Consider the following 12167-nt stretch of genomic DNA (forward strand, 5'->3'; position numbering starts at 1 on the left):
TCAGAGCCTCCCGCGGACGCGACGGAAGGAGTTGACTGGACGCACAACACCGAAGGAGCACCACTCATGCGTGGAGTAGTCATGTACGCACCCGGCGACGTTCGCGTCGAGGACCGCGAGAAGCCGACCATCACCCGTCCGACCGATGCCGTGATCCGGATCGCCGCGACCTGCATCTGCGGATCCGACCTGTGGCCCTACCGGGGCGCGAACGAGGTCGACCACGACCCGATGGGCCACGAGTACGTCGGCATCGTCGAAGAGGTCGGCGCCGACGTGAAGACCGTGAAGATCGGCGACTTCGTCGTCGGGTCGTTCATGGCCTCGGACAACACCTGTGAGATCTGCCGGGCCGGGTACCAGTCCCGCTGTGTGCACGTGGTGCCGATGGGCCGATTCGGCACGCAGGCCGAGTACTCGCTGATCCCGCACGCCGACGGCACGCTCGTCGCGACGCCGGGACAGCCCGACGCCGATCTGATCCCGTCGCTGCTCGCGGCATCCGACGTGCTGGGCACCGGCTGGTTCGCCGCCGTCGCCGCAGAGGTCGGCCCGGGCAAGACCGTCGCAGTGGTCGGCGACGGCGCGGTGGGGCTGCTCGGCATCCTCGCCGCGCGTGAGCTCGGCGCCGAGCGGATCATCGCGATGAGCCGTCATGCCGACCGCCAGGCTCTGGCGCGCGAGTTCGGCGCGACCGACATCGTGGAGGAGCGCGGAGACGAGGGCGTGGCCCGCATCAAGGAGCTCACGAACGGGCTCGGCGCGCACTCGGTGATCGAGGCGGTCGGCACGCAGGAGTCGATGATGCAGGCGATCCGCGCGACCCGCCCCGGCGGTCATGTCGGGTACGTCGGTGTCTCGCACGACGTCGCGCTGCCCGGCGAGGAGCTCTTCTTCTCGGGCGTGCACCTGCACGGCGGCCCGGCTCCGGTCCGTCGCTTCCTCCCCGAGCTGATCCAGCTCATCTGGGATCGCAGGATCGACCCCGGCAGGGTGTTCGACCTCACGCTGCCGCTCGAGGACGCCGCCGAGGGCTATCGCGCCATGGACGAGCGCCGCGCCACCAAGGTGCTGCTCACGGTCTGAGCCGACCCTCGACGGCGCGATCACGGCGGCGCACGAGTCGGAGCTCACTGGCCAGGATGCCGAGCACGACGAGTGCGCCGCCGATCAGCGCCGTGGCGGGCAGGCGCTCGCCGGCGATACGTCCGATCGCGGCCGCCCACACCGGCTCGCCCGCGTAGATGATCGTCGCGCGGGTCGGCGAGACCGACTTCTGCGCCCAGTTCATCGTGAGCTGGATGATGCAGCTCGCCGCCCCGAGCCCGACCGCGCATCCGACCCAGATCCAGGAGAACTCGGGGAGCCCTTCACCGACGACCGGCATGGTCAGGATGCCGAGCGCACCGGCGGTGAGGAGCTGGATGATCGTGATCCGGCCGAGGTCGATCCTGCCGGCGAACACGCTGATCAGGATGATCTCGGCCGCGATCGGCAGAGTGCTGATCATCGTGAGGATCTCGCCCGATCCCAGAGTCAGCGCGAACGCGTCGGGGCCGGCGATGAGCAGCAGGCCGAGGAACGCGAGTCCCGCGCCCACGAACGCCATGGCCGGCGGGCGCTTGCGGAACACCGCCCACTGCGCGAGCGGCACGAGCGGGATGTACATCGCGGTGATGAAGGCCGACGTGCTCGAGTCGATGGTCTGCAGCCCGACGGTCTGCAGCCCGTAGCCCAGGTAGATCATCACGCCGATCGCGACTCCCGCCCCGATGTCGCGCCAGCGGATGCCGCGGAGAGCGCTCCGGAAGATGACGATGCTGATCACCCCGGCGACGAGGAATCGGAGGCCGACGAAGAACCAGGGCCCTGAGTGCTGCATCGCCCAGTGCACGAGCAGGAAGGTGCCGCCCCAGACCGCCGTCACGGCGATGAGCGCGACCTCCTGTCGACGCAGCTCCATCCAGCGGAATCGAGTGGACATGCGGGTCCCTTCTCGACGCGGCCGGATCGAGCCTAGTGCCCGGCGGATGCGGCATCCGGCGCCGCCCTCGGTACCCTCGCAGCATGAGCAACTTCGTGAGCGCCGAGCAGCTGAGCGCACTGCAGTCCTCGGGGGCACCCGTCCGGGTGATCGATGTGCGCTGGCGCCTCGACCGACCGGACGGTCACGCGGAGTACCTCGGCGGACACATCCCCGGGGCGGTCTACGTGCCGCTCGCCACCGAGCTCGCCACGCACGGGGAGGCGTCGGAGGGACGGCATCCGCTCCCCTCCACGCTGACCCTGCAGGATGCCGCGCGCCGCTGGGGCGTGCGCCGGGGCGACCTCGTGATCGCATACGACGACGCGAAAGGCCTGAGCGCTTCCCGCGCCTGGTGGCTGCTGCGTCAGGCGGGTGTCGAGGTCCGAGTGCTCGACGGCGGCCTCCGTGCGTGGATCGAGGCCGGCCTTCCCCTCGCGACGGACGACGTACGGGTCGACGCCGGAGACGTGGTGCTGGCCGAGATCGGGGGCGATGCGATCTCGATCGACGAGGCCGCGGCTTTTCCCGAGAACGGCATCCTGCTCGATGTGCGCGCTCCCGAGCGGTACCGCGGGGAGCACGAGCCGCTCGACCCGGTCGCCGGCCACATCCCCGGCGCGGTGAATCTGCCGATGGCGGCGCACCTGGATCCCGAGGGACGGATCCTCGACATGCACACCCTGCAGGCCACCTTCGCGAAGGTCGGGGTGACCGAGGGCACGCCGGTGGCGGCGTACTGCGGATCGGGGATCACCGCCGCGCACACCGCGCTGGTGCTCGACGAGGTCGGCATCGCGGCGAAGGTGTTCCCCGGCTCCTGGAGCCAGTGGTCGAACACACCGGGCCGCCCGGTCGCGACCGGCGACCGGCCCGCCTGAGGCGCCGGCATCACGCGGGCAGTCGCGTAGTCGGGCGTCGCGTAGTCGAGAGTTGCGTAGTCGGGGTGTCGACCGCGCTCAGGCCGGCCGCCGTCAGCGACCGTCGGCGTAGCTCCAGCTGACGCCGAGCGCCCCCGGACCGAACGCGCGGCGCACCTGGTGCACAGACCCGCGACCTTCGAGCGACAGCTCGGTCGTCGTCACCCCGGTGGGAGTCTCGACGCGCTCTTCGATGCGGTCGGGCAGGGCATCGGGGTGGAATCGCGTCCAGACGAGCAGTTCCCGGCACTGTCGCGCCATGGCATGCCCCGTCTCGCGCTGCGGCGGATAACCCGCGGGGTACTCGACCGACCATTCGACCATCGCGGTCGCCGGCGCGGTCAGCGGCGCATCGAACTCGAACAGCACGCCGTGCACCTCGCCGTTCGGGTGCGAGTAGTGCGCCGAGATGCGTCCGCCGGACACCGCTGTGATGATCGGGGCAGGCGTGCTGATGCCGGGACTGATCTCGAGGAACGGCGTGGACGTGACGGTGCCGACCGTCGCCTGCAGGATGCTGCGGGTGATCGAGTACGCGACGTTGCCCGCCGCGTCGACGTCCGTCACGGAATGCGTGGTGAGCTCGCGGGTGGTGTCGGGGTACTCCGCGCCGAGTGCGGCGTACGCGTCCTTCACGGCCTGTTCGAGTTCCTCCTCGTCGAGGGGGAACTGACTGGGCCCGAGCGGGCCGGTGCGGTTGGTCGTGCCCAGCAGGCTGGTGAGCGATCCCGGGGCGAGATGCAGGAGCTGCTCGATGTCGCCCAGTGCCGCCATCGACTGCGCGCCCTCGGGGCGACGCGCCCCCGACCGCCAGTAGCTGAGCGTCGCCATCGACACACTGTTGCCCCGGGCGCGCAGCAGCTCGTGCAGCTTCGCCAAAGTCAATCCACGCGCATTGATCGCATCACGGAGCGAGCCTGCGAAGGCATCGGCGTACCGGCGGATCCCCGTTTCCAAACCCATCACAGCACCCCCTCCGGTATGTGAAGAATCGAGCTCTACAGTGAGCTTACGACCACACCAGCATCGCGTAGGGGTACGAGGTGCTATTTCTGGGGTCTTTGGTGCGGACAGTCGTGGGTAGGGTGCCCGAACTCACGACGAATCCGAGCCTCGACGCAGTGTCGCCCCCGTCGCTGCGTTCTGTCGCGGGGTCTGATGATCGATCTGGGGAGATCCATCGGGCCCCGCGAACACCTCTCCTCCGGGTCCGACCCACTCCGCACCCCCGCGTAGACTGGGGGGAACACCTCGGAGGACCCTGCATCGTCATGTCTGCCCCTGCCCGCGCGTTCACCGTGCGTCACGTCCAGTTGCTGCGCGCGCTCTTCGCCGCGGCCGCCGCGGTGATGATCACGTTCTCTCCTGACCACTCCGCGGCCGTCGGGCTCTCGGTGTTCAGCGGCTTCGTGCTGACGACAGGTCTCGTGATGCTGCTCGCCGCATGGCTCGTGTACCCGGCAGGGCAGCGCTGGCCCGCCATCGTCTGGGCGCTGCTCGGCTTCGTCGCCGGAATGACGGCGGGGGTGCCGGCCTGGCGCACCGAAGACGTCTTCTTCATCGTCGTGATCGCCTGGGCCGCCGCCACCGGCATCCTCGAGCTCGTCGTGGGCCTGCGCGGTCGACGGACGGGCGACGTCGCGGCGCGCGACTCCCTCACCCTCGGTGCGTTCGGACTGCTGCTCGCCGTGCTGCTGCTCGCGATCCCCGCGGGCTTCGTGCAGCCCTACGCGATCGAGGGGGCCGGCGAGTTCGAACTCACCGGCATCATCCTCGGCGTCGGCATGTTCGGCGGATATGCGGCGATCGTCGCGGTCTTCCTCGCCATCGCGGGGCTCAGCCCGAAGGGCGACGACGCGGTCGCCGATCCGCAGACGATCGAGAACGACCCCGCCCCCACCGGGCACGGAGGAGAGCGATGAGCGACGAGAAGCCCACGCGGCGCGACATTCTGCGCCCGCTGCACCTGCTGGGGATCGCGCTCGCCTGCGGTGTGTTCGCGGCGGTCGTGACGCTCGTGTCGACCGGCGCCTTCACGGCGCGGGTGAACAGCGCCATCGCGAACGGCACCTACGACGGCCTGACTCCGATCGCCCTCGGGCTCGTGGTCGGCGGCGGGGCGTTCATCGTGACGCTGCTGTTCCTCGCGATGCTGATCCTCGTCGTCGATCCGGCAGAGGTCACCAAGACCGTCGACCGTCCGGTGCTCTACGACGCCGAGACCCCCGACGAGCCCGACGCCGACAAGCCCGGTCGCGCTGACTCCGCCTGATCCGCACCGCCTGATCCGCACCGCCCCTTTCTGACTCGTTGCGGTGCGGGGTCACTTTCGCACCTGATTCCGCAGTTTCCGACGCGTTATTGACCCCACAGGGAGCGTGCGCTGCACTATTGACCCCACAGGGAGCGTGCGCTGCACTATTGACCCCACAGGGAGCGTGCGCTGCACTATTGACCCCGCAGGGAGCGGGATCTCCGGCATCGATCCGGAATAGTCGCGGGGCGCCGCCGCTTGTGCCTGTAGTGACTGCCTCGATCGATCGCGCCTCCGTCGGACTCCGCTCGACGCGTGGCCCGGTGCTCGGTGCGCTCATGCTCGCCACCGGACTCATCGCGATCGACGCGACGATCCTCGCGACGGCGGTGCCCAGCATCGTCCGCGATCTCGGCAGCTACCAGCAGTTCCCGTGGCTCTTCTCGGTGTATCTCCTCGCGCAGGCGGTCAGCGTGCCGATCTACTCGCGCTTCGCCGACACCGTGGGGCGCAAGCCGATCATCCTGCTCGGCATCGGACTCTTCCTGCTCGGCTCGGTGCTGTCGGGGTTCGCCTGGAGCATGACCGCACTGATCGTCTTCCGGATCGTCCAGGGCCTCGGTGCCGGGGCCGTCGCGCCGATGTCGATGACGATCGTCGGCGACATCTACACGGTCGCCGAGCGGGCCAAGGTGCAGGGCTATATCGCCTCGGTCTGGGCGATCTCCTCGGTGGTCGGCCCCGCGCTCGGCGGGATCTTCGCCCAGCTCGACGCGTGGCGGTGGATCTTCTGGGTCAACATCCCGCTGTGCCTGATCGCGGGGTGGATGCTGCTGCGCAGGTACCACGAAGAGAAGCAGACACAGCGGCACCGAATCGACTACGCCGGAGCCGTGCTGCTCACCATCGGACTCACCGGCCTGATCCTCGGGATGCTCGAGGGCGGCAACGCCTGGGCCTGGATCTCCGTGCCCAGCGCGATCTGCTTCGGGCTCGGAGTGCTGGCGCTGATCGTGTTCGGGGTCGTCGAACGGCGGGCCGCAGAGCCGATCGTCGACCTGCGGCTGGCCGCTCGTCCGCTCATCCTCACGACCACGATCGTGTCGCTCGGCGTCGGTGCACTCATGACGGGCGTCACGAGCTTCGCACCCGCCTATCTCGAAGGGTCGATCGGCATCGCCCCGCTGCTGTCGGGGCTCGCGGTGGCGGCGCTGACCCTCGGGTGGCCGCTGGCTGCGGCGAACTCCGGACGTCTGTATCTGCGCATCGGGTTCCGCCGCACCGCGCTCACGGGCATGTCGATCACAGCCGTCGCGGCGATCGCTCTCGCGGTGGTGTCGCCCTGGCCCAACCCGTTCTCGATCGCAGCCGTCGCGTTCGTGCTCGGGTTCGGTCTGGGGTGGACCGCGGCACCCACGCTCATCGCCGCCCAGGCCTCGGTCGGCTGGGGAGAGCGAGGAGCCGTCACCGGCATGAACGCCTTCGCCCGATCGGCGGGAAGCGCGCTCGGGGTGGCCGTGTTCGGCGCGATCTCGAACTCGGTCATCGCCCGGGGCGCCGGCCCCGAGGATCCGGCGACCATCATCTCGGCATCCGTCTGGGTGTTCATCGCCGCCGCGATCGTGGCGGTCTTGACGTTGCTCGCCGCGGCGTTCATGCCGCGCGACTCCGCCGGGGCGCATTCCGGCGAACCGCGCCCGTAGCCGTTCGCGACCGTCTCCGCGGCGTCGTCGATCCGGTGCGGGCTTTCCCGGTACGGGGTCGCTTGTGCATCCCTGATCGGTGCGGGGTCGCTTGTGCATCCCTGATCGGTGCGGGGTCACTTGTGCATCCCTGATCGGTGCGGGGTCACTTGTGCATCCGATTCGGCCCGTTGCGGAGCGTAATTGACCCCGCCTGGAGCGCGCGATGCGTTATTGACCCCGCCTGGGGTGCGGGGTGCATTATTGACCCCGCCTGGTGCGGTCGGATGCGACCCGCTCACGTCCCGTCAGGATCGGTGCGGGGTCACTTGTGCATCCCTGATCGGTGCGGGGTCACTTGTGCATCCCTGATCGGTGCGGGGTCACTTGTGCATCCCTGATCGGTGCGGGGTCACTTGTGCATCCGATTCCGCCTGGAGCGCGATGCGTTATTGACCCCGCACAGATCGCGCGGTGCGCAATTGACCCCGCACAGATCGCGCGATGCGTTTTCGACCCCGCACAGAGCGCGCGACGCGCTGTCGCCCGCGCGGAAGACGCGGAGGGATGCGCTGATCCACCCGCACCGAGCGCGCAGACTACGTGGCGAGCTGCTCGGCGATCCCCGTGTAGGTCGCGGGGGTGAGTGCGAGCAGGCGCTGCTTCGCGGCATCCCCGATCTCGAGCTTCTCGACGAACTCCGCGAGATCCGCCGCACCGACGCGGTGGCCGCGGGTCAGCTCCTTGAGCAGGGCGTAGGGGTCGGTGATCGACGAGCGGCCGGCGACGACCTCGGCGCGGATGACGGTCTGGATCGCCTCGGCGAGGACCTCCCAGTTCACGTCGAGGTCGGCGAGCAGGACATCGCGCGACAGCGAGATCGCGTTCAGGCCCCGGCGCAGGTTGTCGATCGCGAGCAGCGAGTGCCCGAAGGCCACACCGATGTTGCGCTGGGTGGTCGAGTCCGTGAGGTCGCGCTGCAGGCGGCTGGTCACCAGCGTCTGCCCGAGGGACGCGAGCAGGGCGCCCGAGATCTCGAGGTTCGCCTCGGCGTTCTCGAAGCGGATCGGGTTGATCTTGTGCGGCATGGTCGACGATCCGGTCGCGCCGGCGACGGGGATCTGCGCGAAGTAGCCGAGCGAGATGTACGTCCAGATGTCGGTCGCGAGGTTGTGCAGGATGCCGCCGGCATGACGGATCCGGTCGTACAGCTCGACCTGCCAGTCGTGGGATTCGATCTGCGTGGTGAGCAGATTGAAGCCGAGTCCGAGGCCCTCGATGTACTCGCGGGAGATCGTGGGCCAATCCGCGTCGGGGTCGGCCGACAGGTGGGCGGACCAGGTGCCCGTCGCCCCCGAGAACTTGGCGAGGTAGTCGGATGCCGCGATCTGCGCGCGCACGCGCTCGAGGCGCCACGCGAAGACGGCGATCTCCTTGCCCATCGTCGACGGCGTGGCCGGCTGCCCGTGGGTGCGGGACAGCATCGGGGCGTCGGCGTGCTCGGCCGCCAGCTCGCGCAGCTTCGCGATCACGACGTCGAGGCCGGGCAGCCAGACCTCCTCGACCGCGCGCTTGACGGTCAGGGCATACGAGGCGGAGTTGATGTCCTCGCTGGTGCAGGCGAAGTGCGTGAGCTCGGCGATCCGGTCGAGTCCGAGTGCGCTCAGGCGGTCGCGCACGAGGTACTCGATGGCCTTCACATCGTGCTGCGTGACGGCCTCCTTCTCCGCGAGCCAGTCGATCTCGGCCTGGCCGAAGTCGCGGTACAGGGCGCGCAGGCGCTCCTTGTCGGCATCCGACAGCGGGCTCGTCTCGAACAGCGAGCGGTCGGTGAGAGCGATCAGCCACTCGACCTCGACCTCGACCCTGGCGCGGTTCAGGCCCGCCTCCGAGAGGAAGTCGGCGAGTCCGGTGACGGCGCCGCGATAGCGACCGTCGAGGGGGCTCAGGGGCTGGGGCGGGAGCGAAGGCTGGAAAGTCAGGGGAGTCCTCCTGATAGGGCCCCTGGCGAGGGGGGCGTGCGGGGCCGACGGATGGCCGGCTCGAGCTGGCGGAACAGGCCACGGGTCGCCGTCTCAATCATACCGAGCACGGAATCGAACATCTCGGGGCCCGCGTAGTACGGATCGGGCACGTCGTGGGTGACGGCGCCGGGGTCGAAGCCGAGCAGCAGCGTGACCTTGCCCTCTTCGTCTTCGTCCCGCGCCCATTCGCGCAGGTTCCGTTCGTGGGTGCGGTCGAGCGCGACCACCAGATCGTTGTCCGCGAACGAGGCGAAGGTGAACTGCTTCGCCCGATGCTGCGAGCCGTCGTACCCCCGTCGGGCGAGGGCGTCGAGCGTGCGGTGGTCTGCCCGCTCGCCGAGGTGCCAGTCTCCCGTACCCGCGCTGCGCGAGATGATCCGCGAGCCGAGGCCCTGGCGTTCCGCGAGATCGCGGAAGACGACCTCGGCCATCGGAGAGCGGCAGATGTTCCCCGTGCACACGAAGATCACGCGGAAGGGATCCGGGGATGTCACCGTCCTATTCTGCCGCTCGTCGTCGATCCGCGCGACGCCCGCGTGCCACTCCGGCGGTCTCGACGCCCTCTGCACCGTTCTCGTTCGCCGCCCGACTGCTCACCGCGGCCGGGAAATCGGGGATTCCGCGGCCTGCGGGCACCCCCGGATCGCGGATGCTGGCCGCATGCATTCCTCCTACGCACTCGCACCGACGAGCTCGGCAGATGCCGCATGGGCCAAGGCGCGGGCCGCCCGCGAGATCCGCGCCGCGATCGACGCGCTCGACGACGCCGCGGCGGCCCTGCGCGGTCTCGCCGTCGACACCCGATGGCACTCCGGCGGGGTGACGGCGTTGCGCGAGACGCTGGCCGACATCGCCCGGCGCGTGGGCGCAGAGGCGGCGGGCGCCCGCGATCGCGAGGCCGAGGTCGCCCGGATCGATGCGGCATGAGCGGGCTGACGATCGATCACGGCGGGGTGATCTCCATCGATCCCGAGGTGCTGCGCGAGGCCGCTGGTCGCCTCGACCGGGTCGCCTCGCGCATCGACGCTGCGCGGGTCGCGCTCGACAGTGCGCAGCGGATCATCGTCGACACACCGGGGTTCAGCGCGTACGTCGACACGATCGCGCTGTGGGGCGCCGTCCAGCACGTGTCGTCGCTGACGGAGGAATGCCGCGAAGCCGTGTCGAGCACGCTGCTCATGGCGGATGTCTACGAGTACGTCGAGCTGCGGGCCGAGGCCGAGATGCTCGCACGGACGGATCCTGCGGTGGCCGATCGGCTGAGACTCCGGGCGGAACGGCTCGGCGCGTCGGACGACCGCATCCGCGCGATGGTCGTTCAGCTCGAGGCCGACTGGCGCACGCGACGATTCGACGGGCTGGTCGGCAACCCGGTGCTGCCGGCGCTGTACGGCGACGTCTTCGGACTGGCGGCGCTGGTGGGCGTGTTCTCGGGGTTCGGCAAGGTGCTGCCGGGCGAGACGCTCTCCGGCACGGCCGATCGGGTGTCCGTCGCCCCCGTGAAGACCTCGTCGCCGTCGAGCGGCCCCACCGGTCTGGCCGCGGCCTTCCGCCGCATGCCCACCGCCGAGGGAGCGCAGGTGGCGGTGGAGAAGTACTCCTATGCCGACGGACGCACCCGCTACGTCGCCTACCTGAAGGGCACGCAGAGCGTCGGCTGGGGCGGCCGCGAGCCCTGGGACCTCAAGTCCAACGCCGAGCTGTACACGAACAAGCGCTCCGCGTCGTATCAGGCGACCCTCGACGCCCTCGCCGCCGCGGGCGCGGAGGCCGGCGACGAGGTCGACGTCGTCGCCCACTCCCAGTCCGGCATGGTCACCGGGCATCTGTCCATGGAGAGCGAGTTCGACGTGCAGGTGCAGATCACGGCGGGGAGCCCGGTCGAACCCACGCTCGACCCCGACCAGACCCTCGTGCAGCTGCGGCACACCGATGACCCGGTGTCGGCGCTGGCCGGCGGCGGTTCGCCCGAGGGCACGGGGTCACCCGACAGCGTCATCCTCTCGCGGGAGGGGGATCCGCTCGACACGATCGAGGACATCTGGGTCGACACCCATCTGCTGCACTCCTACACCGAGACCGCGGAGATGGCGGATGCCTCGGGAGACCCGAGGGTGGAGGCCCTCGACGGCTTCTGGAAGGAACTCTCCGACGCCGAGATCATCGAACGCACCGAGTACCACGCGGAGCGGGTGCAGTGACCGGCCGGTCGTGTCCGTCACTCAGTCGCTGTCCGCCGCTCAGTCGCGGCGCTGCTTCTTGCTCTGCGGGCGCAGGATGAAGCCGAACACTCCGTTGATCAGCGAGATGATCAGCGCGGCGAGCACACCCCACCAGAAGCTGCCGACCGTCAGGCCCCAGCCGAAGCCGCTCGTGATCCAGGCGGTGAGCCACAGCAGGAAGCCGTTGATGACGAAGCCGATGAGCCCCAGGGTCAGGATGTACAGCGGGAACGCGACGATCTTGACGACGGTGCCGATGATCGTGTTGACCAGCGCGAAGATGGCGGCGACCGCGAGAAGGGTCAGCACGAGCTGCAGGGTCTCGCCGGGCGCGAACGCTCGGATCTGCACCTGCAGGGCGGGGATCAGCGTGACGACCCAGAGGGCGAACGCGTTGACGACGACTCGGATGATGAAGCGCATGGTGAGGCCAGTCTTCCATGCGTGGCGCGAGAAGTCAGCGGATGTGTGCCCGAAGCGAGTCCGCGATCTCGTCGAGTGACGCGGAACTCTGGGCGGTTCGCAGGATCAGATCGAACGCCGTCTCGAGATCCATGTCGATGATCATCCCGTTGAGCTCCAAGAAGGTCATGGTCATGATCCAGGCGAACCGCTTGTTGCCGTCGAAGAGGGGGTGATTCTGGCTCAGCGATGAAAGCAGCGACGCCGCCTTGAGCTCGAGTCCCGCGTACGCCTCCACACCGAACATCGAGCTCCCCGGGCGCGAGAGCGCCGACGACAGCAGGCCGATGTCCCGGACATGGAAGCCGAGTGCCTCGAGAATCCCGACCGCCTGCGGAAGCTCGAGGTAACGGGTCACGCGTCTTCCAGCTTCTTCATCAGCTCCGAGTACCGATCGGCGACATCACGTGCGATAGTCACGGCCTGTTCGGTGGTGACCTCCTCGCGGAGAAAACGATCTGCGGCCTCGATGAGCAGCGCGTGCTTGGACGTGTGTCGGCGCTCGGCGAGCGCGTTCAGCTGGGCATCGAGTTCCTCGGGAAGTCTCACCGTCATCGCCATACCAAAATGGTACTACCTC

14 protein-coding genes are annotated in these 12167 nt (G+C 69.2%); 7 read left to right on the forward strand and 7 right to left on the reverse strand.

Annotated features, from left to right (window positions below):
- Window positions 1–66: 66 nt before the first annotated feature.
- Complete coding sequence (locus tag ABTZ43_RS00070; RefSeq protein ID WP_350537450.1) at window positions 67–1086, forward strand: zinc-dependent alcohol dehydrogenase family protein; 1020 nt, start codon at window positions 67–69, stop codon at window positions 1084–1086.
- Here ABTZ43_RS00070 and ABTZ43_RS00075 read toward each other — a convergent pair.
- On the reverse strand, window positions 1076–1984 hold the full coding sequence (locus ABTZ43_RS00075) for a DMT family transporter (RefSeq protein ID WP_262492027.1): 909 nt from the start codon (window positions 1982–1984) through the stop codon (window positions 1076–1078). The genes ABTZ43_RS00070 and ABTZ43_RS00075 overlap by 11 nt on opposite strands.
- Before the next feature lie 83 nt (window positions 1985–2067).
- On the opposite strand from ABTZ43_RS00075, the gene ABTZ43_RS00080 reads away from it, so the two are divergent.
- The gene (locus ABTZ43_RS00080) at window positions 2068–2904 is read left to right on the forward strand and encodes a sulfurtransferase (protein WP_350537451.1); all 837 of its coding nucleotides are present in this window, start codon (window positions 2068–2070) and stop codon (window positions 2902–2904) included.
- Between the two features lie 93 nt (window positions 2905–2997).
- Here the strand turns inward: ABTZ43_RS00080 and ABTZ43_RS00085 are convergent, their stop codons facing one another.
- A complete protein-coding gene (locus ABTZ43_RS00085; RefSeq protein WP_350537452.1) occupies window positions 2998–3906 on the reverse strand; it encodes a hypothetical protein in 909 nt (302 codons plus the stop codon).
- Between the two features lie 308 nt (window positions 3907–4214).
- Between ABTZ43_RS00085 and ABTZ43_RS00090 the strand changes: the two genes are divergently transcribed.
- The 3 genes from ABTZ43_RS00090 to ABTZ43_RS00100 all read left to right on the forward strand — a co-directional run bounded on the left by ABTZ43_RS00090 (window position 4215) and on the right by ABTZ43_RS00100 (window position 6900).
- Window positions 4215–4865, forward strand: coding sequence for an acyl-CoA synthetase (locus tag ABTZ43_RS00090; protein WP_350537453.1), 651 nt, complete (start codon window positions 4215–4217; stop codon window positions 4863–4865).
- Window positions 4862–5215: a hypothetical protein gene (locus ABTZ43_RS00095; protein ID WP_056414691.1), complete on the forward strand. Its 354-nt coding sequence runs from the start codon at window positions 4862–4864 to the stop codon at window positions 5213–5215. The genes ABTZ43_RS00090 and ABTZ43_RS00095 overlap by 4 nt, the downstream gene beginning before the upstream one ends.
- A gap of 251 nt (window positions 5216–5466) precedes the next feature.
- Window positions 5467–6900, forward strand: a complete 1434-nt coding sequence (locus ABTZ43_RS00100; RefSeq protein WP_350537454.1) for an MFS transporter — start codon at window positions 5467–5469, stop codon at window positions 6898–6900.
- A gap of 578 nt (window positions 6901–7478) precedes the next feature.
- Here the strand turns inward: ABTZ43_RS00100 and purB are convergent.
- Window positions 7479–8861 (reverse strand): adenylosuccinate lyase, encoded by a 1383-nt coding sequence (gene purB, locus ABTZ43_RS00105; protein WP_350537508.1) that lies wholly within the window; start codon window positions 8859–8861, stop codon window positions 7479–7481.
- The gene (locus ABTZ43_RS00110) at window positions 8858–9334 is read right to left on the reverse strand and encodes a low molecular weight protein-tyrosine-phosphatase (protein ID WP_235564158.1); all 477 of its coding nucleotides are present in this window, start codon (window positions 9332–9334) and stop codon (window positions 8858–8860) included. Before ABTZ43_RS00110 ends, purB begins: the two co-directional genes overlap by 4 nt.
- A 229-nt stretch (window positions 9335–9563) precedes the next feature.
- Between ABTZ43_RS00110 and ABTZ43_RS00115 the strand changes: the two genes are divergently transcribed.
- Both ABTZ43_RS00115 and ABTZ43_RS00120 read left to right on the forward strand, forming a co-directional pair.
- Window positions 9564–9830, forward strand: coding sequence for a hypothetical protein (locus ABTZ43_RS00115; protein ID WP_149422027.1), 267 nt, complete (start codon window positions 9564–9566; stop codon window positions 9828–9830).
- Complete coding sequence (locus ABTZ43_RS00120) at window positions 9827–11104, forward strand: hypothetical protein (RefSeq protein WP_350537455.1); 1278 nt, start codon at window positions 9827–9829, stop codon at window positions 11102–11104. Before ABTZ43_RS00115 ends, ABTZ43_RS00120 begins: the two co-directional genes overlap by 4 nt.
- A gap of 39 nt (window positions 11105–11143) precedes the next feature.
- Here ABTZ43_RS00120 and ABTZ43_RS00125 read toward each other — a convergent pair whose 3' ends face one another.
- From ABTZ43_RS00125 to ABTZ43_RS00135, 3 genes are read right to left on the reverse strand one after another with little or no spacing between them, the layout of a single operon-like run.
- A complete protein-coding gene (locus tag ABTZ43_RS00125) occupies window positions 11144–11548 on the reverse strand; it encodes a phage holin family protein (RefSeq protein ID WP_045252860.1) in 405 nt (134 codons plus the stop codon).
- Between the two features lie 34 nt (window positions 11549–11582).
- A complete protein-coding gene (locus tag ABTZ43_RS00130) occupies window positions 11583–11945 on the reverse strand; it encodes a type II toxin-antitoxin system death-on-curing family toxin (RefSeq protein ID WP_350537456.1) in 363 nt (120 codons plus the stop codon).
- Window positions 11942–12148, reverse strand: a complete 207-nt coding sequence (locus ABTZ43_RS00135) for a ribbon-helix-helix protein, CopG family (protein WP_056414710.1) — start codon at window positions 12146–12148, stop codon at window positions 11942–11944. Before ABTZ43_RS00135 ends, ABTZ43_RS00130 begins: the two co-directional genes overlap by 4 nt.
- Window positions 12149–12167 lie beyond the last annotated feature (19 nt).

The organism is Microbacterium sp. NPDC097977 (assembly GCF_040302605.1).
GTDB lineage: Bacteria > Actinomycetota > Actinomycetes > Actinomycetales > Microbacteriaceae > Microbacterium.

Coding starts and splice junctions, on each gene's coding strand:
- ABTZ43_RS00070 (WP_350537450.1), top strand. CDS start 67: ATGCGTGGAGTAGTCATGTACGCACCCGGCGACGTTCGCGTCGAGGAC.
- ABTZ43_RS00075 (WP_262492027.1), bottom strand. CDS start 1,984: ATGTCCACTCGATTCCGCTGGATGGAGCTGCGTCGACAGGAGGTCGCG.
- ABTZ43_RS00080 (WP_350537451.1), top strand. CDS start 2,068: ATGAGCAACTTCGTGAGCGCCGAGCAGCTGAGCGCACTGCAGTCCTCG.
- ABTZ43_RS00085 (WP_350537452.1), bottom strand. CDS start 3,906: ATGGGTTTGGAAACGGGGATCCGCCGGTACGCCGATGCCTTCGCAGGC.
- ABTZ43_RS00090 (WP_350537453.1), top strand. CDS start 4,215: ATGTCTGCCCCTGCCCGCGCGTTCACCGTGCGTCACGTCCAGTTGCTG.
- ABTZ43_RS00095 (WP_056414691.1), top strand. CDS start 4,862: ATGAGCGACGAGAAGCCCACGCGGCGCGACATTCTGCGCCCGCTGCAC.
- ABTZ43_RS00110 (WP_235564158.1), bottom strand. CDS start 9,334: ATGGCCGAGGTCGTCTTCCGCGATCTCGCGGAACGCCAGGGCCTCGGC.
- ABTZ43_RS00115 (WP_149422027.1), top strand. CDS start 9,564: ATGCATTCCTCCTACGCACTCGCACCGACGAGCTCGGCAGATGCCGCA.
- ABTZ43_RS00120 (WP_350537455.1), top strand. CDS start 9,827: ATGAGCGGGCTGACGATCGATCACGGCGGGGTGATCTCCATCGATCCC.
- ABTZ43_RS00125 (WP_045252860.1), bottom strand. CDS start 11,548: ATGCGCTTCATCATCCGAGTCGTCGTCAACGCGTTCGCCCTCTGGGTC.
- ABTZ43_RS00135 (WP_056414710.1), bottom strand. CDS start 12,148: ATGGCGATGACGGTGAGACTTCCCGAGGAACTCGATGCCCAGCTGAAC.